A 24541-nucleotide genomic window follows, 5' to 3' on the forward strand; every position below is an offset into this window, starting at 1 on the left:
CGCATCGCAGGCTCCTGCCGCCCGAAACCCTCGGGCCGTCGTGCCAAATCTGCGCGATGACGGGCTCACCGACTGAGACGATCACTACTCAACGCGAACAGAGCCAAAAACAAGCCGCCCGAAGGCGGCTTGTCACAACGCTTTCACCGGGCGAGCTCAACCCGCCGCGGGCGCCACCTGCCGACGCTGCCTGGCCCAGCGCGACCCCAGCTCCTTGCGCATGTCCTCCAGCCCATGCGCCGCGCCGGACAGCTTGAGCTGGCCGTAGCCTTCCATCGCCACGTCCATGACATCGCTGCCGAGCGCCGACACCGTGTCGTCCAGCTGAGAGAACAACTGCTGCAATTGCTCCAGCACCGGACGCAACTGGTCCAGCGCGGCCAGGTCGCCATCGGCCGCGTCCAGCCCCAAGCTCGGCGGCACGATCTGCAGGTTCTGCTTGAGTACCCGCACTGTCTGCCGTGCGAATACTTCCGCCTTCGATCCCATGTACTGGATACCGCGACGATCTTCGGGCGCGAGTGAAATCAATCCCGGCAACGCGGCCCGGATCTGTGCGATGCCCGCCAGTGCGGCGGCCTGCTGCTCCGGGGTTACCACCATTGAAACGAGGTCTTGCGACACAGCTATCTCCTTGTGCTTTCCATGTGTGGGCCGGCGATGTCGCCGGCAGCGTCCTTGCTCCGCCGCGTTCCGTGTGGCGTTTGGATGATCGCTTACGGGGCGATCGGAGCAGGTGGAGTTTGGCAGGGAGGATCTGGCGTTGGAAGGCTGTAGGGCCTGATAAAATGTCACGGGATGCCGCATGAATGGCTGATTGAACGCCAAGTGGCTTGACTTCTGGGGAACACAATGTCTGTGCAAACGCTTGTCGGCCGATGGGCCGTCGTCGGTGTCGTCTTGTCTGTCGCTTCGGTGTTTTCCGTGCGTGCGGGCGTTTCAACGGCCAGGCCAGTGGTGGCAAGGGGGTGCCTGGTGGGCGGCGGGCACTACGACAGCAATGGAATCTGCGTCCTTGGCAACATCGATAGCGCCAACATTTTTGGCGACTATCCGACCGGCGGAGGAAGTGGCCCCGCAGGTAGCGGGCCTTCGATTCCAAACGACGGAACCACGATCGATGGCCGCAATTCGCGCAATAGTGACCCGTGCGCTGGCGAGGGTGGTACGGGCAGCCCGAAAGTGGGCAACCCGATCATCCCCGCGACCGGCAACAAGATCGAACCGGAGCTGGACTTCACGAGCACGGGAGAGATGCCGCTCAGCCTGATGCGGGTCTACAACCATTACTGGACAGGCGTTGGGCTGTTTGGCAAACACTGGGTCAGCAGCTTCGATTACAAGCTGACTTTTGGCGCCACCACAGTCAATGCCTGTTACCCGCGCGCCGGCGGCACTCCGTGTGGCGTTGGCACCAATACCGTCATCTACGCCTGGCGGCCGGACGGGAGGACCGTCAAGTACATCAAGAATGCGACTGATGGGATTTTCTACGAGGACAAGCCCGGCCCTGTTGCCAGGATCGTCAAACAGGCCGATGGCAGCTTTGTCCTCTATGGCGAGGAAAACGAGGTCGAGAAGTACTCGTCGGCTGGCTATGTGGCGGAGGTCAAGGACAGCTATGGCATCGGCTGGACGTTCGGGTATAGCCCGACGGCTCCCACCTACCTCTCACGAGTCACGCATACGTCAGGGCGCTACGTGGAATTTACATGGACGGGGAGTCAGCTGACTTCGGTCCGTGACCCGGCAGGAAACTTCTATGGGTACGCGTATAACGCCAACACATTTGGCATGGGGATACACCGTCTCGCTGCAACGTCGAAGCCTGGCGCCCCCACAACGACTATCGCCTATCACTATGAAGTAGCGGCGGATCCCGGCGCCCTGACCGGCAAGTCATTCAACAACGTCCGTTACTCCACCTTTACTTACGACGATCAGGGGTATGCCACCGGTACGGAGCACAACGGCAAGAGCAAATTCACCCTGGTTTATACGCCGGGGACGGATGGCGCCCTTACGGTAGTGACAACCAACCCGTTGGGCAAGCGGTCGACCTATTCCTTCGTCAATGGGCAACTTCACTCCGTGACCGGACATGTGAGTAGCTATTGCCCGAGTACTTACGCGGAAACCGTTTACGACGCAAACAATTACCCGCAGCTGGTTTCCGACTTCAACGGAAACGACACGCAGTTCTCATATAACGCCAAGGGCCAGCTCATGCAGCGGGTTGAGGCTTATGGCACCGCGTTGGCTCGGACGACCGTATTCGTCTGGGAAGCGCGTTCAACCGCCTTGTCAGCGAGACAGCCAACGGCATTCAGCGCACGGAATACACGTACACGGCCGACAATCGAATTGCCACGATCAAGATCGTCAACCTTTCTGCCAACGGCGTAGCCAACGATTCGCGCACTACGTCCTACGCCTACACCAAGTATGCCAGTGGCATGCTCGCCACAATGACTGTCGATGGTCCCATTGCCGGGACGGGCGATGCCGTAGTCACCAGCTATAACGCCTATGGCGATGTGCTATCGGTGAAGAACAGCCTGAATCAGCAGATTACCTACTCCAATCACAGCGCCCTGGGTCAGCCGGGTCGGGTAACAGGCGTCAACGGCGACATCACGGATTACACCTACGATGCACGTGGTCGCGTCACTCGCGTTCGTACATACCGCAACAATGGACAGCAGGATCGGCTCGTCGCCTACGACAATGAAGGTCGCATTTCGCAGGTGAGTGCGCCGGACGGCATGGTGATGAAGTACGCCTACAACCCCGATAACCACGATTGGATTGACAGCATCTCCGTGGATTCGACCGGCGTGCTGGAGGGCAATGGCATCCGTGAGCAGCGCCAGTTCATCTATGACGCCAATGGCGATGTCACGCAGGTGCGGGACTACATAGTCGATGGGAAGTACGTCACTCGATACGAGTGCCTGCAGGGAGGGCCGAACGGCGAGTGCTACGAACCCAATTACTACGAGGAATGGGTGGAGACGCCCATCCTCAAGCACTCAGAAACCATTGCCTACGACGAACTCGGCCGAGTGCGCGCCCGTACCGGCAACAACGGCCAGAACCTGCGCTATGCCTACGATCTGAATGGTAACGTCAAGACCGTCACGGACTCGCTCAGCCGGGTGACGACGTTGACGTATGACGTGCTTGATCGCCTGAGCACCAGCAAGGACCCGCTCAACGGCACCACGCAGTTCACCTATGACGCAGCCGATCGCGTCACCAAGGTGCTCGATCCGCGCCTTGTGGCCACCAGCCACGTGTACGACGGACTGGGACAATTGTGGAGCCAGGCCAGCCAGGACACCGGCACGACCAGCTTCGAGTACAACACCTCAGGCTTGCGCACCCGGGAAACGCGCGCTGGCGGCGATATCACCGACTACGGCTATGACGGACTGGGACGCCTGACCTCCAAGACAGCGGGCGGCAACGTTCACACGTTTGCTTACGACACCTGCACCAACGGCAAGGGCCGGTTGTGCAGCGTGACTGATCCTTCCGGGCAGTTGGATTACACCTATACCGCCGAAGGCAACCTGCTCACCCAGGGGCAAACCACCGCAGGCAATGGAAACCTGGATCAGGCCTATGCCTACGATGACTTCGGCCGCCTGACCGGCATCGGCTACAGCGGCGGAGTTGGCGTGGGTTACGGCTATTCGCAGGGTCGCGTGACCACGGTGACCACCACGGTCAACGGTGTGAGTACCAGCGTGCTCAGCAATCTGGAGTACCGCCCCTTCGGGCCGGTGACGGCCATGACCACCGGGAACGGATTGAGCCAGCGCACCAGCTTCGATCTCGATGGTCGACCGACGGCGATCACACTGAAAAATGGCACTGCCACGCTCCAGTCGTTGAGCTATACCTTCGATACCAATGACCTGATCACGAAGATTGCGAATGGCGCCAACGCCAACCTGACCCAGAACTATGGCTATGACGAACTGACGCGACTGACCTCGGTCACCGCCACGGGCGCCGATCAGGGCTGGGCGTATGACAAGACGGGCAATCGCACCAGTCATACGTGGGGGGGCATAGCGGATGGCTACAGTGTGGCTGCCACCAGCAATCGCCTGAATGCGATCACCGGTACGCGCGCGCTGAGCTACACCCTGGACGCCACGGGCAACACGACTGCGGCCGGCACCACGACGTACCGCTACGACGCGTTCAACCGCATGGATCAGGTGGTCAAGGGCGGCGTCACCACTGGCTATCAGACAAACGCGCTGGGCCAGCGGGTGTACAAGACGCAGGGGGCAAGCGCGACGTACTACCTCTATGGTCTGGACGGCATGCTGGCGGCGGAATACAAGGTCAGTACGCAGGCGTGGACGCATTACGTCCGCTTCGGTGGACAGACGGTCGCGCTCGTGCGTAGCGGGCAGATCTACCACATCCACAACGACCATCTGGGACGCCCGGAACTGGTCACCAACAGCGCCAAGGCGGCTGTGTGGCGCGCGAGCAACTATGCGTTTGATCGTGCGGTGACGCTGGACCAGGTCGGCGGATTGAACATTGGTTTTCCCGGACAGTACTACGATGCGGAATCCGGGCTTTGGTACAACATTCATCGTTATTACGATGCATTGCGGGGGCGCTATTTGCAGCCTGATCCAATTGGTTTGTTGGGTGGGTTGAATAGATATTCTTACGCGAGCGGGAGTCCGGTTATGAGGCTCGATGCGCTTGGGCTGAGTGGATGTTTGGACTTTGCTGATGAACTAGCCAGTACCATGATTGAGAACAGCGGGTTCTTTGAGTCAATGGCTCTGGGAAGCTCCATGATGCGATCGAGTTGGAATGGCGATATTGAGCGTTCCGATTTTTCCGGCTTTAGGTCGGAGCTAACTGCGGATGGTCAGGACGAGAACGTCTATCGGCACATCGGATGGAATGCAGGCGCTATTCTTTCTAGAGGCGGATCTTTCCCGGCAGCTTTGGCGCTCTGGATGGAGGATTCCAGTCAGGCGAACGAAGGGCGCGCGCAATCTGTTGCTGAGCTCCATGGTGATATTGCTGGTCTAGATGTTGGTCATGCCATGAGGCAGCGCGTGGGATTGTCAGGCCTAACACCATGCGAAAAGCAGCGGGCTGTGCAAAAGCTGTCCGGCGAGATTGCAGCGATTCTTTGTTCGCAGTGAGGGCGCAATGAATAAGCTTGTTTTTTTCGTTTTTGGCGGAGGTGTTGCACTTGCCGTCGTGGTTGCTTTGATTCCAGTTCGCTCAGTCGCCTTTGGGGTGCCTGGTCATGGAAAAGTTCTTCAGATATTGGTTGATGGCCCTATTTTGGGTGAAGCTCATGTGGTTTTAAGGACGCGTAATGCGCATGGGCGGGATGAGGCGTCTGAGCTTCAACTGAACTGCGTTGTCGATGCAAGAGAGGAGATTTTCAGGGAAGTTAGGGCGTTACAGGTAGTTGAGGGCGGTTTCAATGTGACCTTCAATTCGCCTGGGTTTTGCTACGGCAGGCCGCCTTCTAAAGTGGAGGTTGGCGGCATGGATGTTCGACTGTCGTTCCTGTCGCCCAATACGCAGAACCCCAGTAACCCTCGCAAGGTTGACTAACTCGCGTAAGGCGGGTCTTGACCCGCCGTCCAGGTAAACAGCTACGCCCGACCATGTGTCGGGCGTAGCTGTTTCTTGCGCTGCGCGCCGCCTTGCGTTGGTTTGAATCACCCCGCGTTTCAATGCCCCGCGGCCACAACCTCTTGCGCATCTATGAGCAACACGCGTCCGGGCCGCAGCGTGCTGTCGGCGGAGAGACCATTGCGTTGCAGCAGGTCATCCACGCCGACGCCGTAGCGGCGGGCGATCTTCCACGGGTTGTCGCCACGGGCGACGGTGTGGCGACGCGGTTCGGGGAGCCGGGCTTCCCGCGATGCATCGGCGGCGGCTGCGCGGGCTTGTCCGACGCTGCCCGCCCCAAGATCATCCGGGGCAGCGATATCAACGGCGTGCGCATCGTCCGCCCGCGCCACTGCCGCAACAGGAATGGTCGCCACGATCTCCGAGGCATCCGCGGACGTCGAAACCGATCCGGTCGAACCCGCGCCAACGGAGGTGGTGCCTCCGGCGGTGGTGGGTGTCGTTCCGTCAGCGTCCGAACCGGCGACCGCCGCGTTCGTCGCTGCCGATGCAGTCGTCGCTGCGATGGCCGTAGTCGAAGCCGAACCCGTATCCGCCGCATCGACACCACCGCTCGCCGCGCCATCGCCCACGAGCGCGACTGTCGGCTCATCGCCGCCCATCGCCGCAGCCTCCGCCGCGTCTTCCGGCGACACCGCCAGCAACCGCGCCGGGTTGCCGTCGACACGCGCGAGCCGGCCGTTGGCGAACACCGGGTTGAGGCGCTGCAGCTGGGCGGCGTCCTGCCCGCTGCGGCGCGCCCACGCGGCGATGTCGCTGATGCCGTCGGGGACGGTCACCGCGCGCAGGCGCGGCACCGGACGGTCGATCGCGCGCAGCCATTCGGCGCGATCGTCGGCCTTCTCCATCAGGCAGGAGAGGGCGTGCAGCTTGCGCACGTAGGCCTGGGTGATCGGCGACAGGCCGGGCAGGGTTTCCGGGCGGGCAGTGCGGACGCTCTGGCCCGACCGTTTGATCGCGCCCAGCACGCGGTATTCGCCGGCGTTGTAGCCCATCACCGCCAGACGCCAGTCACCGCCGAACATCCGGTGCAGGGTCTTGAGGTAGTGCACCGCCGCGGCGGTGGAATCCACCGGCGACAGGCGGCCGTCGTAGCCGGCGCGGATCGGGACTTTGTGGTTGCGCGCGGTGATCGCGATCATCTGCCACAGCCCGGCCGGCCCCTGTGCGCTGCGGGCGCCGGGCTTGTAGCCGCTTTCGACGAACGGGATCAGTGCGTACTCGGTGGGCAGCTGCGCGTCGCGCAGCGCATCGACCACGTAGCCGAACAGCGGCAGGACGTCGTCGTTGCGCGCCGCCATCTGCCGCGGGGCATGGGCGAAGTGGGCGCGCCAGCGGGCGCTGGTGTCTTCGACGTTACAGGTCTTGTCGGCCAGGCCGTCGCGGAAGCGCTGGTAGATCTCGCGACCGTTGCGGGTCCCGGCGGGCGTCAGTACCGACTCGGGAGAATGCCCTGGGGAAGAGTCGGCGGGCGGTGCGGCCTGCGCGCACGCGGGTGCCGCCAGCAGCAGGGCCAGCGCGCAGTTCAAGGCATGGTTGTTCATGCGACGAACCCGTCCTTCCAGCGCCGCAGCTCGGCGAAGGCTTCCACGCTGTCGGCGGGCTCGCGGCCCAGCCGCCCGGCAACCGCCGAGCGCACTTCCGGGGTGTCCACCCGGAGGAAAGGATTGGTGGCCAGTTCCTGGGCCAGCGTGCTGGGCAGGGTGGGCAGTCCACGGTCGACCATGGCCTGGGCCTCCTCGATACGACGCACAAGCGCCGGGTTGCCGCGTTCTACCACGGCCGCGAACCGGCCGTTGTGAACCGTGTACTCATGTCCACAGCACACCCGTATATCGGGGGCCAGGGCCGACAGACGGGCCAGCGAGGCATGCATCTGCGCCGGGCTGCCTTCGAACAGCCGCCCGCAGCCCAGGCTGAAAAGGGTGTCCCCGCAGAACAGCAGGCCGTGGCCGTGGAAGGCGACGTGGCTGAGGGTGTGGCCGGGGATTTCCAGCACCTCGAAGGTCCAGGCGTGCGCCGTCACCCGGTCGCCGTGGGCGACACGGCGGGTGACGTGGGGGATGCGGTCATCATGCGGGGCGATGACTGGAAGATCGGGCCAGGTTCGAAGGAGTTCGCCGACGCCACCGACGTGGTCGTTGTGGTGGTGGGTCAGCAGGATGGCGGCGGGCTGCAGGCCCTCGCGAGCGGCCGCCAGTACCGGGGCGGCATCGCCCGGATCCACGATGACCGCCCGGCCGGCGTCGTCGGCCAGGGTCCAGATGTAGTTGTCGGCGAAGGCTGGCAGTGGGCGCAGGTGCACGGCGGGCTCCGGCTGGCACACAATCCGACCATGCCCGGCTCCAACAACCACCGTCAACCCGACAGTCCGCTGGGCTGGTTCGCCACCACCGCCGGACAGGGCCTGCTGGCGGTGGAAAACGCCGCGATGACCCGCGTGCTGGATGCGACGCCGGCCTTGCCTTGGTGCTGGCTGGGGGTTCCCGGCGCGGTGCCGCCGGACGTACCGCGCGGTCGCGGCGTGTTGCTGCGCCGCGAGCCGGATGGCTTCGGTGGTTCGCTGCGTTGCCGCCTGCCGCTGCCGCTGGCGAACGAGACCTTCGGCGCGGTGCTGGTGCAGCACGCCTTCGACGACGGCATCGATCGCGATGAGCTGCTGGGCGAGTGCGAACGCGTCCTCGCGCCGGGCGGCATCCTGTGGCTGGCGACGCTCAATGCCTGGAGTCCGTACCGCGCGCGCTGGGCACGCACCGGACTGCAAGCGCACGTCACTGGTGCGTGGCAGGCGTCGCTGCGACGGGCGGGCTTTGCGCTGGATTCGGTCAGCCTGCAATGGCTGGGTCCGCGCTGGCGCGTCGAGCAAGGCGATGTCGGTGTCGGCATGAACGACTGGCTGCGCGCGGGGATTGCGCTGAGCGTGACCAAGCGGGTGCGCGCACTGGTGCCGCCGTTGCCGCTGCGCGGACTGCGCTGGCAGGGCGCGGCGCATTCGCGACTGGGGATGCGCTCGCAGGCGCTGCAGGAAGCGGTCGTCGTGCCATTCCGGCGCGATCGCGAACCGCGCCGATGACGGCGACGTGAGCTGGTATTGACGCGCATGGATAATGCGCGGATGACTTCAGACAGAAAGAACGTGCAGGTCCACACCGATGGCGCCTGCCTGGGCAATCCCGGTCCCGGCGGCTGGGCGGCATTGCTGCGCTACGGCGAGCGCGAAAAAGAGCTCTCCGGCGGCGAAGCCGACACCACCAACAACCGCATGGAGCTGATGGCGGCGATCGTCGCGCTGGAATCGCTGACGCAGGCCTGCGACGTGGTGTTGCACACCGACTCGCAGTACGTGCGCCAGGGCATCACCCAGTGGATGGCGAACTGGGTGCGTCGCGGCTGGAAGACCGCGGGCGGCGATCCGGTGAAGAACCGCGACCTGTGGGAACGCCTGCATGCCGCGAACATGCGCCACCGCGTCGACTGGCGCTGGGTGAAGGGGCATTCGGGCGATCCGGGCAACGAACGCGTCGATGCGCTGGCGCGGGATGAGGCATTGAAGTTCAGGCGTTGAGTGGCGTCCCGTTCCGGCTGGTAGGCCCCGATGTGGTCGGATGACAGCCTGATGTGGATCTCCGATCCTGATTGACACGAACCACAAGAACCACGAGCTCCCCACCGAATGCGCCAGATCATCCTCGACACCGAAACCACGGGCCTCAGCTGGGCTGCCGGCAACCGCGTGGTGGAAATCGGCTGTGTGGAAATGGTCGAACGCCGGCCCACTGGACGCACGTTCCACTGCTATCTCAACCCGGAGCGCGAATTCGAGACCGGCGCGGCTGAAGTCACCGGGCTGACGCTGGAGTTCCTGGCCGACAAGCCGCTGTTCGCGGCGGTGGCCGACGAGTTCCTGGCCTTCATCGAAGGTGCGGAACTGGTGATCCACAACGCCGCGTTCGACGTCGGCTTCCTGGACAACGAATTGCGCCGGCTGGGTCCGCAGTACGGTGCACTGGCCGATCGTTGCACCATCGAGGACACGCTGGTGCTGGCGCGGCAGCGTTTCCCCGGCCAGCGCAATTCGCTCGACGCCCTGTGCAAGCGTTTCGACGTCGACAACACCCATCGCCAGCTGCATGGCGCGTTGCTCGACGCGCAGTTGCTGGCCGAGGTCTACATCGGGCTGACGTCGGGGCAGGGCGAGATCGGCTTCGAAGCCGGGACGGAAGCCGCGGCTGCAGCGGCGTCGGCGGCTGCAGCGCTCGTGGTCGACCTGCAGGCACCGCGACCGCGGGTGCTGATCGACGCGGAGGAGCTCGCAGCGCACGAAGCGCGCCTTGCGCAGTTGCGCAAGAAGGCGGGCGTGGCGATCTGGGATGCGTGGATGGAAGTCATCGGCGAGGCCGTACCGGCCTGACGCTGCACGGGTTGGAACGGTGCGCTGCCGCAGTTCATGCGGCAGCGATCCGAAATCGCGTTCCAGCGTTCAACTTGCCTTGAGCGGAGGCCGCAGGCCGAAGTCGAAGGACGCCTTGGAATGCCATCGACTCGCGTCGTGGCCAAGTTCAGATCAGCAGAAGCCCGGAAGCCCGGGCAATCCAACGCGCTCAGTGATTGCGGACCAGCACCACGGTCACGTTGTCCGACCCACCGCCATCCAGCGCCGCCGCGACCAGTTCGTCCACGCATTCCTGCGCACTGCAGTCGTTGTGCGCCAGCACCTTGGCGATGTTGCGGTCATCGACTTCCTCGGTGAGACCGTCGCTGCACAGGAGCAGCTGCATGCCGGGACTGAGCTCGCCGGTCATGGTTTCGACGTTCAGGTTGCGCGGGTCGGTCACGCCGAGTGCCTGCGTCACCACGTTGCGGTGCGGGTGGCTGCGTGCCTGCTCGTGGGTGATGGCGCCGTTGGCGATCAGTTCCTGCACGTAGCTGTGATCCTGCGACAGCTGCATCAGGCTGTCCTCGCGCCACAGGTAGACGCGGCTGTCGCCGACCCAGGCGACTTCGAAGCGATTGCCGTTGACGCGCGCGGCCACCACGGTGGTGCCCATCGGCAGGGCGTCGTGGCGGCGCTTGGAGATCCGGATGATTTCCTCGTCGGCGATGCGGATCGCGGTCGCCAGCGGCGTGCCGTCGCGCACTTCGCGCACGATGGTCTCGCGGGCGAGCGCACTGGCGACTTCGCCGTATTCGTGGCCACCCATCCCGTCGGCAACAAGCCACAAACCCAGCTCGCTGTCGCCGTAATAGGTGTCCTCGTTGAGTTCCCGACGCAGGCCAACGTGCGTCAGGTGTCCGAATTCGATCATGGGGACCAAGCGGGCGAGGGTAGGCTTGTGGAAGGAAACGCGATAATCGTGGGGGACCGGCCGGAATGGCAAGGGAATCCGCCATCGGCCGGAAGGCGCGCCGCGCCGCGTGGCCTGCCGACGGAGGGAGAGCGGCTCCGGGTGCCACGCCCGATCGATACCGCGGAAATCCAGCTCCCAGACATGCAAACGCCCCCAATCGGGGGCGTCGGCACAACTGGCGGAGAGGGAGGGATTCGAACCCTCGGTACGCTATAAACGTACGCCTGATTTCGAGTCAGGTACATTCAACCACTCTGCCACCTCTCCAGAAGTGGGCCGGCAATGATACGGGGCCCGGTCCCTTCCGATCAAGCCTGCGCGCGGGGCGGCTACACTGTCCGCCCCCGAACGAACGACCCACGCCCATGTCCGAAATCCTGGTCCCCGTGTCTTTTGGCGAGCTGTTGGACAAGATCGCGATCCTCCAGATCAAGTCCGAACGCATGAGCGACCCCGCCAAGCTGGCCAACGTCCGCAATGAACTCGGGGCGCTCGAGCAGACCTGGATGGCCCACCCGGCCGCGGTCAAGGACATCGCGGAACTGCGCGCACAGCTCAAGGCGGTCAACGAGCGCCTGTGGGTGATCGAGGACGACATCCGCATCAAGGAAAAGGCGCAGGCGTTCGACGCCGAATTCATCCGCCTGGCCCGCGCCGTCTATTTCGAGAACGACGACCGCGCGCGGATCAAGAAGGACATCAACCTCGCGCTGGGCTCGGCCTACGTCGAGGAGAAGTCGTACCAGGACTACAAGACCGGCAATACGCCGTAAGGCGGGGTGGTCTGGCGGCAAGGCACTCGGGGTCGGCGGATCGGCCTCGGCTGCTGACTACTTCAGGTAGCTCAGGCGGATCGCCTTGAGGTGTCCGCTACGTAACGTTCGAACGCGGCGATGCCGTCGTCGACCGTCACCAGGTCCATCACGCCTTCGTACTCGATCTTGGTGCCCCATTTCAGTTCCGAAGCGGGCTTGCCGAGGAATTTCCGCGCCGCGTCGTCGTAGCGGTCCACGCAGTAGCTGCGGTCCGAATACGGCCCGCTCCGCACCGGGTTGCTGGCGGCGTGCAGGCCCAGCACCTTGGTGCCCATCGCGTTGGCGATGTGCATGGGGCCCGAGTCCGGCGTCATCACCAGGTCCGCGCGTTCGAGCAGGGCCGGTAGCTGCTTCAGCGTGTCCTTGCCGACGAGATCCAGACCCGGCGCCCGCATGGCCGCGATGATCGCGTCAGTGGTGGTGCGCTCCAGGTCGCTGCGCCCGCCGCACAGCACGACCCGCCAGCCGCGCGAAGCCGCATGGTCGGCCACTGCTGCGTACCGCTCCACCCGCCAGTTGCGCACGACGTGGCTCGAGCAGGGCGAAATCAGCAATGTGGGGGTGTGGTGGTCGTCGTCCTGCGGCCATTGGGCGCGCGCCCATTCGCGGGCGGCGTCGGGGACCGGCATGTCCCAGCGTATCGGTGCCGGCGCAAGGCCCAGCGGCTCGCAGAAGCTGCCGATGGCTTCCAGCACATGGATGCCCGGTCGGTCCGCGATGCGTTCGTTGACGAACAGGCCGTGCAGGTCCTTGGACCTCGAGCGGTCGTAGCCGATCCGGCGGTGGGCCGGCACGAACGCGGACAGCAGGTTGGAACGCGCGGCGACCTGCATCTGCAGCAGCACGTCGAACTTGCCGCCCGGCGGCAGGTTCGCGCGCAGTTGCCGGCGCAGTGCGCGCATCCCGGCCAGCCCGGACTTCTTGTCGTACTCGACGAAGGTCACGCCTGGCAGTCCGTCCAGCAGGCGGTGTTCGCCCTTGCCGATGATCCAGGTGAGCGCGACCTGCGGCCAGGCATCACGCAGCGTGTGCACCAGCGGCAGGACGTGCGTCACATCGCCGAGGGCCGACACGCGTAACAGGCAGATTGAAGCAGGCGCACTCGGCATGGGACTTGCTAGACTCGATGGATGACCGGCTATGACGCTGCCGAAGGATTGACGCCGTTCCGCGATGAAGGCGGATTCGGCGCGATTGTGTTCGACAACACGCGGGTGCGACAAGCCAAGCCGGAATGGTTTTCCCCGGCGTTCTGGGGTGAGCAGGCTCGTCCTGTCGCCAGCGGCGGCCGCGGCGGCGCCTGGTATGTCGATGCGCCGTTCGGCGCCTGCGTGCTGCGCAACTACCTGCGTGGCGGCTTCATCGCGCACTTCAGTCGCGACCGTTATTTCTGGCGCGACGCCAACCGCACGCGCAGCTTCGCCGAATTCCGCCTGACGCGCGAAATGGCCGCCAAGGGCGTGCCAGTGCCACGCCCCATCGCCGCCTGCTACCGGCGCGACGGCTACTTCTACAGCGCCGCGATCCTGATCGAACGCATCGACGACGTGCGCACGCTGGCCGACCGCGCCGCGGTTGCGGGCGATGGTGCGCCATGGGAGGAAGCCGGCCGCCTGGTCGCGCGCATCCATCGCGCCGGGTTGGACCACGCCGACCTCAATGCACACAACCTGCTGTTCGACCCCACCGGTCGTGGCTGGGTGATCGACCTGGATCGTGGCCAGCAGCGCATCCCCGCCACCCTGTGGCGCGAGCGCAACCTGTCTCGGCTGAATCGTTCGCTGCTCAAGCTGCGCGGCACGCGTCCGGTCGAGGACGTGGAACGCGATTTCGCGCGATTGCGTGCCGCGTACGACCGTGTATGGGCGCGCGGAACGTGATGGACTGTGGCGTTGATCCGCGTCGCGCGAACGCGGGCGCCGGCCCATCCATCGTCGTGAATGCGTTATCCAAGATGACCCATGGAGAAGGGGAAGCCTGATGGCCTGGAGCCTGCGACTGCAGGGCGTGGGAAACGCCTCGGCCGTGGAACTCGGCTCGGCGATGGCGACGATCGAGCGCGACGGCCAGCCATGGCTGACGATCGATTGCGGCAACGAGGGCCTGAGCCATTACCTCGCGCACTACGGTGAAGCACCGCGTGCGTTGTTCATCACCCACACACACCTGGACCACGTCGCCGGTTTCGAGCGGCTGTTCGTCGACAGCTATTTCGATGAATCGCGGCGCGGGAACGTCAGGCTCTACGTTCCGGTGACGCTGCTGCCGCTACTCCACCAGCGCGTGGGCGACTACCCCAACGCACTGGCCGAGGGCGGGGTGAATTTCTGGGAAGCCTTCCACGTCATCCCTGTCGGCGCGTCGTTCTGGCACGACGGCGTGCGCCTGGAAGTCTTCAATACCCGGCACCACTGGCCCGATACCTCCTTCGGCCTGCGCCTGCGCGGCAGCCTGGTGTGGACCGGCGACACGCGGCCGATTCCCGAGCAGCTGGCGAAATTCGCCAATGCGGGCGAACTGGTCGCCCACGACTGCGCCCTGCATGGCAACCCGTCGCACAGTGGCATCGACGACCTGGAACGCGAATATCCCCGCGAGCTGCTCGATCGCTGCCTCCTCTATCACTACGCCAGCGATGCCGATGGACAGGCCCTGGCGGCACGCGGCTATCGCGTTGCCCTGCCCGGCGAAGTGATCGCGCTTGCGCAGCCCGAGACCACCCCGGTGCTGTGACCATGGCGTGGCCCCGCCGCGACGCACCGCCGCAGTTGGGCGCTGTCGAAGGCGGGCGCCTACAATTGCGATGAATGACCGCGCTGCCGCAACCAACTGATTCCGTCCGCGACGCACTGGGACGCCCGCTGCGCGACCTGCGCCTGTCGGTGATCGAGGCCTGCAATTTCCGCTGCCCGTACTGCATGCCGGCCGACCAGGTGCCGGACGATCATGGCTTCGATGCGGCTTCGCGCCTGTCGTTCGACGAGATAGAAACGCTGGTGCGGGGCTTCGTCCGCGTCGGGGTCAGCAAGCTGCGTATCACCGGTGGCGAGCCGCTGCTGCGCAAACGGCTGCCGGAGTTGATCGCGCGGCTGGCGGCCATCGACGGGCTCACCGACATCGCACTGACCACCAACGGTTCGCTGCTGGCCGCGCAGGCACGTGCGTTGCGTGAAGCGGGGTTGCATCGCGTCACGGTCAGCCTGGATGCGCTGGATGCCGGCTTGTTCCGCGATCTCTCCGGTGGCCGCGGCGAGGTTGCCGACGTGCTCAAGGGGATTGCAGCCGCGAACGCGGCCGGCTTCGCGCCGATCAAGCTCAACTGCGTCGTCCAGCGAGGCATCAACGAAGACCAGGTGCGGCCGCTGGTGGAGTTCGCGCGCAGCCATGGCCACGTGTTGCGCTTCATCGAATACATGGACGTCGGCACCTGCAACGGCTGGTCGCGCGAGCGCGTGGTCCCGTCCGCGCAACTGCGCGATCGCATCCACGCGCAATGGCCGCTGCGTCCGTTGGACGCGCAGTACCGGGGCGAGGTGGCATCGCGCTATGCCTTCGAAGACGGGCGCGGCGAAGTCGGTTTCGTCAGCTCGGTGAGCGAACCGTTCTGCGGCGACTGCCATCGTGCCCGGGTGTCTGCCGATGGTCGTCTCTACACCTGCCTGTTTGCAGCGGACGGCCACGACCTGCGACCGCTGCTGGCGCAAGGCGAAGCCGGGCTGGCCGGGCACCTGGCGACCCGCTGGTCTGCACGTGCCGACCGTTACAGCGAATTGCGCGGCAGCGCGCAGGCGTCGCGTCGCCATGTCGAGATGTTCCTGGTGGGCGGATGACGCGGATGGCTGGATGCATCGCGGTCAGCGGTTCCCTGGCACCGGCGTTTACGCGCACAATTCGCCCGTGAAAACCACACGCAAGCAACTCACACACATCGATCCGGCGGGTCGTCCCGCGATGGTCGACGTCTCCGCCAAGCCCGTCACCGCGCGCGACGCCACCGCGCAGTGCCGCGTACGTTTTCCCGCGGACGTCGCCACGCAGCTGCGTGCCAGCGGCATGAAAAGCGCCAAGGGCGGTATCGCTGAAACCGCGATCGTTGCCGGCACGATGGCGGTGAAGCGCACCCACGAGCTGATTCCGTTCTGCCATCCGCTGCCGATCGACGGCTGCCGCATCGCGATCGACTGGTCGGGTGAGCGCGACCTCGACATCACCTGCGCGGTGAAGACGATCCACCGCACCGGCGTGGAGATGGAAGCGCTGACCGGCGCCACCGTCGCCGCGTTGACCGTTTACGACATGTGCAAGGCGCTCTCGCACCGCATCGTGATCGGGCCGGCGAAGCTGCTTGCCAAGCGCGGCGGCAAACACGATTTCGGCGACGGCGCGAAGTCCGGTCCGGCCAACAGGAGCCGCAAGTGACGCACGTGAAGGTGACCATCCTGTACTTCGCCAGCCTGCGCGATGCCTCACGCGTGGCGTCGGAAGTGTGGGAAACCTCGGCGGCAGACCTGCGGACGTTGTACGACGAGGTCCAGTCCCGGCACGGGATTCCGTTCCCCTCGCGTCAGTTGCGCGTGGCGATGGACGGGGAATTCGTCCATTGGACCGACGCGCCACGCGACGGCGCGGAGGTCGCTTTCATTCCGCCGGTGAGCGGTGGTTGAGATGCCGCGATTCAGTCTCGCCGACACGCCTTTCGACGTCGCCACGCTGCGCGCGCAACTGCTGGACGAACGCGTCGGTGGATACGCCAGCTTCGAGGGCTGGGTGCGCAGCCACAACGACGGTCGGGCGGTGGACGGGTTGCGTTACGAGGCCTACGTGGCCCTCGCCGAAGCGGAGGGCGGGAAGGTCATCGAGGAAGCCTTGGCGAAGTTCGCGATCATCGATGCGCACTGTGTGCATCGCATCGGTGATCTGGCAATTGGCGAGCTCGCGGTTTGGGTCGGTGTCAGTGCGGCGCATCGAGACGCGGCCTTCGCCGCGTGCCGCTACATCATCGACGAGGTCAAGGCGCGCGTGCCGATCTGGAAGCACGAGCGCTACGCCCAGGGCGATGCGGGCTGGTTGCACCCGCAATGAAACGCCGATCGCGCGGCCTGGGCCACGCGTCTGGTATTCCCGCAGCGATGGATGACGCCGGATCCTAGGGCGCGTACAGCGGGTAGAGGTTGCCTTCTTCGCGCTGGATGCGCATGGTCAGCAACTTGCCTACCTCGTCGTACTCACGCAGGAACTCGTCGCACGAAGCCGACGTCACGCGCGCCTGCTGGTAACGTCGGACGAAATCGACCACGCCCCGCGCGATGCCGTTCATTTCACGGCGGAAGTCGCGGATCAGGGTCATGTTTTCGCTGTCGCCCGCCATCGCCTGTTCCAGGTAGACGTAGAAGCGCACGTTCTCGATCAGCAGGTGTGCCTCGAGCCGCGTCTTGAAGGACAGCAGCGCGTTGGGTATCCGCTGGTAGTGGCCGTCGCGCACGTCCTGGCCGAGCTGGCCGTACATGGACACCAGTTCCTGGTGGTCGTCCTTGAGCGTGCCTACCAGCTCAGGGTCGTAGCGGATGGACCGCTCCGGAGGCCGCAGGTAGTCCAGCGTGGTGGACGGCGGCCGGGTGTCGTTTTCCTTGGGCTTCCCTTTGAACCAATTGCTGAACAATCCCATGTTCTCCACTCCATTTCGCAGCCAGTCCCCCATGGCCAAAACTGCGTGCACGCACTGTGGCCGAAGCCGCGTTGGCTTGGCAAGCCGAGAACCGGAAGTGGGTCGCATATTCAGCGAGATGGGGAATAACGCGGGATCAAGGGCAGGGTCCGTCTGCTGCGGGCAACGGACCTGGCCGACAAAAGTTTGGCCGGATGTCCAAGCCCGAGGGTGCCAACGAAGCTCGAGGAGGAAAGCCCCCTGAGTCAGGGGGCGCGGCGAAGCCGCGGGGTGTGGGAGCACGTAGCGGGACCCGCGGTTTGCGGAGCAAATCGTGGGCCGTTTCGGGGCGGAGCCCGAAACGGGCGATGACCCCGCCGGCTGACCTCGGCACCCGCGTCGATCGATACCGTTGCTGCCTTCCGGCCCTGGCGGGGTTTTCGATCTAGCGTCGCGAGGGGCCGACGGGGCCACCATAGAGACTTGCTGGGACTTGCTGGATTACAGCCGCGCATTGCGCGCGACCTTTGTTGCTGCGGCAGCTGGCGGAGAGAGGGGGATTCGAACCCCCGAAGCGCGGTTTAGACGCTTACACACTTTCCAGGCGTGCTCCTTCAACCACTCGGACACCTCTCCGCACCTGGTACCGCAGGCCTGAATGCGGCGTCCGGCCGACTTCAGGGGCGCAGATTCTAACCGTGGTGGGCGGGTATCACAAGAAAATACCCACAGGCGCGTGCCCAGGTGCGCTGCGACACGCTTCATGAGCCCTGGCCGGCGGGATTGATCGACGGCGCGATCGTGGCGCGGGCGGGCAAAGTTCACCGCGGCGCGGCAGAATGACGGGATGTCCTATCTCGTCCTCGCCCGCAAGTGGCGCCCCAAGCGTTTCGCCGAACTGGTCGGGCAGGAGCACGTGGTCCGAGCGCTCACCAACGCGCTGGATTCCGGACGCGTGCATCACGCTTTCCTGTTCACCGGCACCCGTGGCGTCGGCAAGACCACCATCGCGCGCATCTTCGCCAAGTCGCTCAACTGCGAACGCGGAACGTCCGCGGATCCCTGCGGCGAGTGCGAGACCTGCCTGGCGATCGACGCCGGTCGCTACATCGACCTGCTGGAGATCGACGCCGCGTCGAACACCGGCGTCGACAACGTCCGCGACCTGATCGAGAACGCGCAGTACATGCCGTCGCGCGGCCGCTACAAGGTCTACCTGATCGACGAAGTCCACATGCTGTCGAAGGCGGCGTTCAACGCGCTGCTCAAGACGCTGGAGGAGCCGCCGGAGCACGTGAAGTTCCTGTTCGCGACTACCGACCCGGAAAAGCTCCTGGTCACCGTGCTCTCGCGCTGCCTGCAGTTCAACCTCAAGCGCCTGGACGAAGCGCAGATCAGCGGCCAGATCACCCGCATCCTGGCCGCCGAGGGCATTCCTGCCGAAGTCGGCGCGATCCGCCAGCTCGCGCGCGCCGCCGACGGCAGCCTGCGCGACGGCCTGTCGCTGCTCGACCAAGCGATCGCCTACACCGGTGGCAACCTGGACGATGCCGCAGTGGCGACGATGCTGGGCACGGTGGACCGTACCCGCGTCGGCGCGCTGCTTGATGCACTGGCGCAGGGCAACGGCGCTGCGCTGCTCGCCGAAGTCGCCACGCTCGCGGAATTCTCCCCGGACTGGGGTGGCGTGCTCGATGCGCTGACCGACGCCATGCATCGCGTGCAGGTACGCCAGCTGGTGCCGGACGCCGCGGTTGAGGGCGATGGCGTCGACATCGACACACTGGCGGGAAGCCTGCGACCGGAAGTCGTGCAGCTCTGGTACCAGATGGCGCTGAATGGCCGTCGCGACCTGCCGCTCGCGCCGAGTCCACGCGCCGGCTTCGAGATGAGCCTGTTGCGCATGCTGGCATTCCGCCCGGCGCAGGGGGATGGAGCGGTCGCGACACCGACGACGTCCTCCAGTCGGACCGACGCGGCGACTTCGCGTCCGGTGAGCGCGGCGCCCGCTTCGTCCGCCGCCGCCAACGCGCGTGAAGCGCTTGCGCGCGAACTGGCGCAGCCAAGCCCGACTGCGCGCGACAACCCTCGTGATGCCCAGCGCGATACCGCATCGCAGCCGAAGCCCGACGCCCCGCGCGCGGCACCGGCCATCGCTAACCGCCCGCAGGTGGAAGCACCGGTTGCATCGACGCCGGTAGAGTCGAGGCCAGCTGAGTCCAGGCCAACCGATTCGAGGCCAACTGAGCCCAGTCCTGTCGAGCCCGAAGTAGTCGACGCGCCACCCGCGGCGATGCGTAGCGAGTCGATCGTGGCGCCCGGTGTGTCGGCGATCGACTCTGCCAGCGCGGGCTCCGCCAACAGCCCGATCGCCGACGACGATGCCTGGCATGCGCTGATCGCCGGCAGCGGCCTGCGCGGTCCGGCGCGCCTGCTGGCCGAGCACGCGTCGTTCATCGATTGCCAGGGCGGCGTGCTGCGCCTGTCACTGCCGGCGTCCGATGAGCACCTGAAATCCAGCGCGCTGGTGAAGATGGTGTCCGATGCGCTGGTCCCGGCGTTGGGTGCGGCGCCGCAGATACGCTTCGAGGACGCGGTGTTGCCGGGCCGCTCCGTGCGTGAGCGCACCGAACGCGCCCGCGACGAACGTCAGGGCGCCGCCGAAGCCGCCTTCATGAACGATCCCGACGTGCAGCGCCTGATCGCCCAGCACGGCGCGAAGGTCGTTCCCGATTCGATCCGGCCGCTGGACGACAATTGACCTCGGGACGCCCCAGCGGCGATCCCGTCACCCCCCACTGTTTCCAACCCCACTGTTCCACCTGAAGAGAGCAAGACCATGCGAGGCAACATCGCCCAAATGATGCAGCAGGCCCAGCGCATGCAGGAAAACCTGCAGCGTGCGCAGGAAGAGATCGCGAAGATCGAGATGACCGGTTCGGCCGGTGGCGGCATGGTCAGCGTGACCTTGAGTGGCACCAAGGAGTGCCGCAAGGTGCGCATCGATCCCAGCGTGCTGTCGGACCCGGAGATGGCCGAGGACCTGATCGCGGCCGCTTTCAATGACGCCGTCAACAAGATCGACAAGGAACAGCAGGCAAGGATGTCCGCAGTCACCGCCGGCATGAACCTGCCGCCTGGAATGAAGCTACCGTTCTGATCGCGATTGATTGGTCATTGATTGTGATTGATGCGCTGGTCGCGTTGATCGGGACGAACCATGCACCATCACCTTGATGCCATTGCGAATGCGAACGGAGACCTGTCGTTGGCCGACTTCTGTAGTGGAGTACAGGCTGGGCGACGTTCGCCGGAGTGCAGCACGCCTTGCCATGCACGCCGCGAAGCCGGTGCGGAGGCTTCGACGTGAGTTCGCTGCTTGAGCAACTGATCGAAGCCTTGCGCGTCCTGCCCGGCGTCGGTCCGAAGTCCGCCCAGCGCATGGCCTACCACCTGCTGGAGCGCGAACGCGAGGGCGGCAAGCGCCTGGCGCAGGCGATAGCAACTGCAGTCGAGAAGATCGGACACTGCGCGCGTTGCCGCGACTTCAGCGAAACCGACGTCTGCGCCACCTGCGCCAGTCCGGTGCGCGATGCGTATCTGCTGTGCGCTGTGGAATCGCCCGCCGACCGGCTGGCGATCGAGCAGGCGACCGGCTACCGCGGGTTGTACTTCGTGCTGCAGGGGCGGTTGTCGCCGTTGGACGGCATTGGTCCGCGCGAACTGGGGCTGGACCAATTGGCCGCGCGGCTGGCCGAAGGCGAGGTGCAGGAACTCATCATCGCCACCAATCCGACCGTGGAAGGCGAGGCCACCGCGCATTACCTCGCCCAGCTCGCACGGCAATACAACGTCCGTCCCAGTCGCCTGGCCCATGGCGTGCCGCTGGGCGGCGAGCTGGAGTACGTGGATCGCGGGACGCTGTCGCATGCGTTCGGCAGCCGCAGCGAGATGGTTTGAACGAATGTTTGAAGCGGTTCCCGGCCCCCGGCGGCGGGCGAGCACCCACCAACAACAACCAACAACTGGAACCCGCTAATGGCCGAGACCATCTTCCACAAGATCATCCGCCGCGAGATCCCCGCCGACATCGTCTACGAGGACGAGCAGGTCATCGCTTTCCGCGACATCGCACCGCAGGCGCCGGTGCACGTGCTGTTCGTGCCGAAGGTGGACATCGCGACGCTCAACGACGTGACGCCAGCACAGGCCGACGTCATCGGGCGCCTGCACATCGCGGCCGCAGCCTATGCGAAGGCGCAGGGTTTCGCCGATGACGGTTATCGAGTAGTGATGAACTGCAACGGCTACGGCGGGCAGACCGTTTTCCAGGTCCACCTGCATCTGCTGGCAGGAGCGCCGCTGGGCAGGTTCGGTACCAGCCGCTAGTTGCGGAGCTGGAACACGCGGCCAACAGCAGCCAAAACCAGAAAGCCCGCCATTTGGCGGGCTTTGCTTTGGGTTGGAGACGTTTTTGTTACCAGTCACTGCGGACTGCCTTGCTGGCATCGGCAGTGGCGTCACTCAATCCACGCGCTTGACGACGCCCGCAGTGACTACCACCAGCCCCATCCCCACGGTCCCGGCGGCGGACGCATGGTGATCACGTCGACGCGCTCGCGCACCGGCCACAGGTAGACCACGTCCGCGGTGAGGCGCGGGAAGTGATAGTCGTACTCGCCGACGCGCCGGTTCTCGTACCCATCGATGCGACCAGTGAAGGTGACTTCGCGGTTCTTCTCGAACAGCGCCGGATCGTAGAAGCCGGTGCGGCAGGCGATGAAGCGGCCGCCGGTTTCATCGCTGGCCCACTGCGGGCGACCGTAGGTCGACAGGCGCGTGGAAATCATCTGGAAGCAGGTGCGGTCGGACTGCGGTTCGACCTCGACGATACGGCCGCCCCAGCGCACCGTCGCGCCAGTCGCGTTGTTGCTGGCTGCATCGCGTGGGGTGATTTCGTTGAACGTGCCCTGCAGCGGTCGCGGCTGCGTCGCGCAGGCGGCGAGCACGGTCGTGGCCAGGGCGAGGAAGGCAAGACGGGTCTTCATGGGCGTCCTCCAGCGGGAGTAGGGCGGTGCCGGCGCAGGGCCTTGATCAGTTCACGCGAGGCCCGGCCGTCCGGCGCCCCGTGTTGGAGCTGAGCGTAGCGCCATTCGACGAAACGTTGGCTGAGTCGATCGAGGGCAGGAGCCAGGTCCGGCCGGGTCCGGGCGACGCGGTCGGTCCAGTCGCGGGCAGGCTCGAAGGGTTCGCGCTCCAGGCCGAACCGCCGATAGCGGCTGCCCAGCCGACGCCAGGCGCGCAGCACCGGGTCGGCTTCGCGCTGGCCGCGCGCGCTCAGCCAGACCATCCATAGCAGCGCCAGCCCGGCCGTCGCGCCGAACAGGGCGCCCAGCTGCTGGCCGGTGACCTGGTCGATGCCGAACGGCTGCAGCAGGCGTTGCTGTCGCGATGCGTCGAAGCCGAGTACCAGGTCGTTCCAGCCACGGCGCATCCAGTCGCGCACGTTCCACATTGGCGTACCAAAGCCGCCCAGCAGGCCCTCCGCACCGGGCGTGCGATCGGCGAGGGTGTCGAAAATGCGTTCGGGCGCCACCGCCGCAGTGGGGTCCACGCGCACCCAGCCGCGCCCGCGCAACCAGATTTCCACCCAGGCGTGCGCATCGGAATTGCGCACGATCCAGTAGTCGCCCAGCGGGTTGTGGTAGCCGCCGGCATAGCCGGTGACGACGCGTGCCGGGATCCCGGCGGCCCGCATCAGCACTACATAGGAAGAACTAAAATGCTGGCAAAAGCCGGCTTTGGTGTCGAACAGGAACTCGTCGACCGCGTTGCGACCCCACACCGGAGTTTCCAGCGTGTAGGCGAATTCGCGGCGGATCCAGTCCAGTGCGCGGTTGGCGATGGCTACGTCGTCGTTGCCGGCTTCACGGCGCCACCGCAGTCCCAGTGCGATCGCACGCGGGTTGAAACCGGTCGGCAGCGCGAGCGCGGCTTGGCGATGGGTCGCCGGCAGGTCGGTTTCGTACCGGACTGGTGGCGCGGACTGCAGGTGCCAGCGCGTGAGCGCCGTGAGCGGCACGTACGCGACCAGGCCGTGATCCAGCGTCATTGCGGCGCCGCTGGGCGTGGCAGCGGGCAGGTCGAGCGACACCAGCTGGCGACGGTCGGTCGGTTCCACTTCCATGTCGTAAGTCCAGCGCGTCGCACTGGCAGTCATCGACGCAGGCGGTGTGAACCGCGCCCAGCGTGGCTGCGTCCAGTCCTTGCCATCGAAATTCCACAACACCGGGCCGCGCCAATACATTGCATCACGCGGTGGAGTCCGGCCGACGAAATGCACCCGCAGCGCCGGGCTGTCGTCGGTCATCATGTCGAGCCACTGGCCCGGCGACATCCGATCGGAAAGGCCGGGGCGACCGAGCGCGCGGTCGGGTACACCCCACATTGGCGTGCCCAGTCGCGGAAACAGCCAGAACGCGGCCAGTGCCAACGGCAGCCCCACTGCCAGCAGGTAGCCGACGCTGCGCAGTCGCCTCCAGATCGACACGGCGTAGCGGGTATCGCCGGACTCAAGGTCGGCGAAGCGTTCCAGCGCTGCCAGCGCCGCCGCCGCGCCGGCCAGGCCAAGCACCAGCGACAAAGGCCCCTGGTCGAGCAGGAACGTCGCGAATGGCGCGAACAGCGCGAAACCAATCAGGCTGCGCGCATCGCGCAGGCGCACGGTTTCCGCGGGTTTGATGGCCAGCATCGCCGCCAGCAACGCGCAGCCGGTGTCGCGGCCGAAGCGGAATCCCGCCGCGCCCAGCACCGCGCCGATCACCAGCACGGTGAGCAGCAGGCGCAGCCACGATGGCAGCGGTCCACGCCACGCCAGCGCCAGTGTTGCAGCGCACGCTGCGGCGATGGGCGCAGCCAGGGTGAATGGAATCTGCAGCAGCAGCGGCACGATGCACGCCGCCGCAGCCAGCAGGGCCCAGCGACGGCTGACCGGATCCAGGGCGATCGTCACTGGCGCGGCGTTGACTGCGTCGACG

25 protein-coding genes, 2 tRNA genes and 1 other RNA gene are annotated in these 24541 nt (G+C 65.6%); 17 read left to right on the forward strand and 11 right to left on the reverse strand.

Annotated elements, in window-relative coordinates:
• Positions 1 to 156: 156 nt before the first annotated feature.
• On the reverse strand, positions 157 to 624 hold the full coding sequence (locus ACYVD7_RS06020; RefSeq protein WP_460760384.1) for a hypothetical protein: 468 nt from the start codon (positions 622 to 624) through the stop codon (positions 157 to 159).
• A 228-nt stretch (positions 625 to 852) separates the two neighbouring features.
• On the opposite strand from ACYVD7_RS06020, the gene ACYVD7_RS06025 reads away from it, so the two are divergent.
• From ACYVD7_RS06025 to ACYVD7_RS06035, 3 genes are read left to right on the forward strand one after another with little or no spacing between them, the layout of a single operon-like run.
• Entirely contained in the window at positions 853 to 2406 is a 1554-nt protein-coding gene (locus tag ACYVD7_RS06025; protein WP_460760387.1) for a DUF6531 domain-containing protein, read from the forward strand.
• Between the two features lie 50 nt (positions 2407 to 2456).
• Positions 2457 to 5192, forward strand: a complete 2736-nt coding sequence (locus tag ACYVD7_RS06030) for an RHS repeat-associated core domain-containing protein (protein ID WP_460760390.1) — start codon at positions 2457 to 2459, stop codon at positions 5190 to 5192.
• A gap of 7 nt (positions 5193 to 5199) precedes the next feature.
• Entirely contained in the window at positions 5200 to 5616 is a 417-nt protein-coding gene (locus ACYVD7_RS06035) for a hypothetical protein (protein ID WP_460760393.1), read from the forward strand.
• 119 nt (positions 5617 to 5735) lie between these two features.
• Here ACYVD7_RS06035 and ACYVD7_RS06040 read toward each other — a convergent pair whose 3' ends face one another.
• Positions 5736 to 7241 (reverse strand): LysM peptidoglycan-binding domain-containing protein, encoded by a 1506-nt coding sequence (locus ACYVD7_RS06040; RefSeq protein ID WP_460760395.1) that lies wholly within the window; start codon positions 7239 to 7241, stop codon positions 5736 to 5738.
• Positions 7238 to 8002 (reverse strand): hydroxyacylglutathione hydrolase, encoded by a 765-nt coding sequence (gene gloB / locus ACYVD7_RS06045; RefSeq protein WP_460760398.1) that lies wholly within the window; start codon positions 8000 to 8002, stop codon positions 7238 to 7240. The genes ACYVD7_RS06040 and gloB overlap by 4 nt, the downstream gene beginning before the upstream one ends.
• A 30-nt stretch (positions 8003 to 8032) precedes the next feature.
• Here gloB and ACYVD7_RS06050 point away from each other — a divergent pair, with 30 nt between their 5' ends.
• The 3 genes from ACYVD7_RS06050 (at position 8033) to dnaQ (ending at position 10108) form a co-directional block, all read left to right on the forward strand.
• On the forward strand, positions 8033 to 8770 hold the full coding sequence (locus ACYVD7_RS06050) for a methyltransferase domain-containing protein (protein WP_460760400.1): 738 nt from the start codon (positions 8033 to 8035) through the stop codon (positions 8768 to 8770).
• 42 nt (positions 8771 to 8812) lie between these two features.
• Entirely contained in the window at positions 8813 to 9262 is a 450-nt protein-coding gene (gene rnhA, locus ACYVD7_RS06055; protein ID WP_460760403.1) for a ribonuclease HI, read from the forward strand.
• Positions 9263 to 9370: 108 nt separating this feature from the next.
• A complete protein-coding gene (gene dnaQ / locus ACYVD7_RS06060) occupies positions 9371 to 10108 on the forward strand; it encodes a DNA polymerase III subunit epsilon (protein ID WP_460760405.1) in 738 nt (245 codons plus the stop codon).
• 190 nt (positions 10109 to 10298) lie between these two features.
• Here the strand turns inward: dnaQ and ACYVD7_RS06065 are convergent, their stop codons facing one another.
• Complete coding sequence (locus ACYVD7_RS06065; protein WP_460760407.1) at positions 10299 to 11003, reverse strand: PP2C family protein-serine/threonine phosphatase; 705 nt, start codon at positions 11001 to 11003, stop codon at positions 10299 to 10301.
• Positions 11004 to 11221: 218 nt separating this feature from the next.
• A tRNA-Ser gene (locus tag ACYVD7_RS06070) sits at positions 11222 to 11312 on the reverse strand.
• Positions 11313 to 11410: 98 nt separating this feature from the next.
• On the opposite strand from ACYVD7_RS06070, the gene ACYVD7_RS06075 reads away from it, so the two are divergent.
• Entirely contained in the window at positions 11411 to 11818 is a 408-nt protein-coding gene (locus tag ACYVD7_RS06075) for a DUF6165 family protein (RefSeq protein ID WP_460760410.1), read from the forward strand.
• Between the two features lie 71 nt (positions 11819 to 11889).
• Here ACYVD7_RS06075 and ACYVD7_RS06080 read toward each other — a convergent pair whose 3' ends face one another.
• Positions 11890 to 12969, reverse strand: a complete 1080-nt coding sequence (locus ACYVD7_RS06080; protein ID WP_460760412.1) for a glycosyltransferase family 9 protein — start codon at positions 12967 to 12969, stop codon at positions 11890 to 11892.
• Between the two features lie 21 nt (positions 12970 to 12990).
• Between ACYVD7_RS06080 and ACYVD7_RS06085 the strand changes: the two genes are divergently transcribed.
• From ACYVD7_RS06085 to ACYVD7_RS06110, 6 genes are all read left to right on the forward strand, one after another.
• The gene (locus ACYVD7_RS06085; RefSeq protein WP_460760415.1) at positions 12991 to 13740 is read left to right on the forward strand and encodes a 3-deoxy-D-manno-octulosonic acid kinase; all 750 of its coding nucleotides are present in this window, start codon (positions 12991 to 12993) and stop codon (positions 13738 to 13740) included.
• A 100-nt stretch (positions 13741 to 13840) separates the two neighbouring features.
• Entirely contained in the window at positions 13841 to 14593 is a 753-nt protein-coding gene (locus ACYVD7_RS06090) for an MBL fold metallo-hydrolase (protein WP_460760417.1), read from the forward strand.
• 74 nt (positions 14594 to 14667) lie between these two features.
• A complete protein-coding gene (moaA, locus tag ACYVD7_RS06095; protein ID WP_460760420.1) occupies positions 14668 to 15690 on the forward strand; it encodes a GTP 3',8-cyclase MoaA in 1023 nt (340 codons plus the stop codon).
• A 13-nt stretch (positions 15691 to 15703) separates the two neighbouring features.
• On the forward strand, positions 15704 to 16279 hold the full coding sequence (moaC, locus tag ACYVD7_RS06100) for a cyclic pyranopterin monophosphate synthase MoaC (protein ID WP_460761822.1): 576 nt from the start codon (positions 15704 to 15706) through the stop codon (positions 16277 to 16279).
• Positions 16280 to 16284: 5 nt separating this feature from the next.
• A complete protein-coding gene (locus tag ACYVD7_RS06105) occupies positions 16285 to 16524 on the forward strand; it encodes a MoaD/ThiS family protein (protein ID WP_460761824.1) in 240 nt (79 codons plus the stop codon).
• A 1-nt stretch (position 16525) separates the two neighbouring features.
• A complete protein-coding gene (locus tag ACYVD7_RS06110; protein ID WP_460760422.1) occupies positions 16526 to 16942 on the forward strand; it encodes a molybdenum cofactor biosynthesis protein MoaE in 417 nt (138 codons plus the stop codon).
• Between the two features lie 64 nt (positions 16943 to 17006).
• On the opposite strand, the gene ACYVD7_RS06115 is transcribed toward ACYVD7_RS06110, so the two are convergent.
• From ACYVD7_RS06115 to ACYVD7_RS06125, 3 genes are all read right to left on the reverse strand, one after another.
• On the reverse strand, positions 17007 to 17525 hold the full coding sequence (locus ACYVD7_RS06115) for a hemerythrin domain-containing protein (RefSeq protein WP_460760425.1): 519 nt from the start codon (positions 17523 to 17525) through the stop codon (positions 17007 to 17009).
• Positions 17526 to 17875: 350 nt separating this feature from the next.
• Positions 17876 to 17972: signal recognition particle sRNA small type (ffs, locus tag ACYVD7_RS06120), an RNA gene on the reverse strand.
• A gap of 75 nt (positions 17973 to 18047) precedes the next feature.
• A tRNA-Ser gene (locus ACYVD7_RS06125) sits at positions 18048 to 18140 on the reverse strand.
• A gap of 211 nt (positions 18141 to 18351) precedes the next feature.
• On the opposite strand from ACYVD7_RS06125, the gene dnaX reads away from it, so the two are divergent.
• The 4 genes from dnaX (at position 18352) to ACYVD7_RS06145 (ending at position 21893) form a co-directional block, all read left to right on the forward strand.
• The gene (gene dnaX, locus ACYVD7_RS06130) at positions 18352 to 20265 is read left to right on the forward strand and encodes a DNA polymerase III subunit gamma/tau (protein ID WP_460760428.1); all 1914 of its coding nucleotides are present in this window, start codon (positions 18352 to 18354) and stop codon (positions 20263 to 20265) included.
• A gap of 78 nt (positions 20266 to 20343) precedes the next feature.
• Entirely contained in the window at positions 20344 to 20664 is a 321-nt protein-coding gene (locus tag ACYVD7_RS06135; protein WP_460760430.1) for a YbaB/EbfC family nucleoid-associated protein, read from the forward strand.
• A 206-nt stretch (positions 20665 to 20870) separates the two neighbouring features.
• Positions 20871 to 21464, forward strand: a complete 594-nt coding sequence (gene recR / locus ACYVD7_RS06140) for a recombination mediator RecR (protein WP_460760433.1) — start codon at positions 20871 to 20873, stop codon at positions 21462 to 21464.
• A gap of 78 nt (positions 21465 to 21542) precedes the next feature.
• The gene (locus ACYVD7_RS06145; protein WP_460760435.1) at positions 21543 to 21893 is read left to right on the forward strand and encodes a histidine triad nucleotide-binding protein; all 351 of its coding nucleotides are present in this window, start codon (positions 21543 to 21545) and stop codon (positions 21891 to 21893) included.
• 167 nt (positions 21894 to 22060) lie between these two features.
• Here ACYVD7_RS06145 and ACYVD7_RS06150 read toward each other — a convergent pair whose 3' ends face one another.
• Together ACYVD7_RS06150 and ACYVD7_RS06155 are read right to left on the reverse strand one after the other, a co-directional pair.
• Positions 22061 to 22552, reverse strand: coding sequence for a Slp family lipoprotein (locus ACYVD7_RS06150; RefSeq protein ID WP_460760438.1), 492 nt, complete (start codon positions 22550 to 22552; stop codon positions 22061 to 22063).
• Positions 22549 to 24516, reverse strand: coding sequence for a transglutaminase TgpA family protein (locus ACYVD7_RS06155; RefSeq protein ID WP_460761827.1), 1968 nt, complete (start codon positions 24514 to 24516; stop codon positions 22549 to 22551). The genes ACYVD7_RS06150 and ACYVD7_RS06155 overlap by 4 nt, the downstream gene beginning before the upstream one ends.
• Between the last annotated feature and the right edge of the window lie 25 nt (positions 24517 to 24541).

The sequence above is a fragment of the Lysobacter fragariae genome (genome assembly GCF_054779775.1).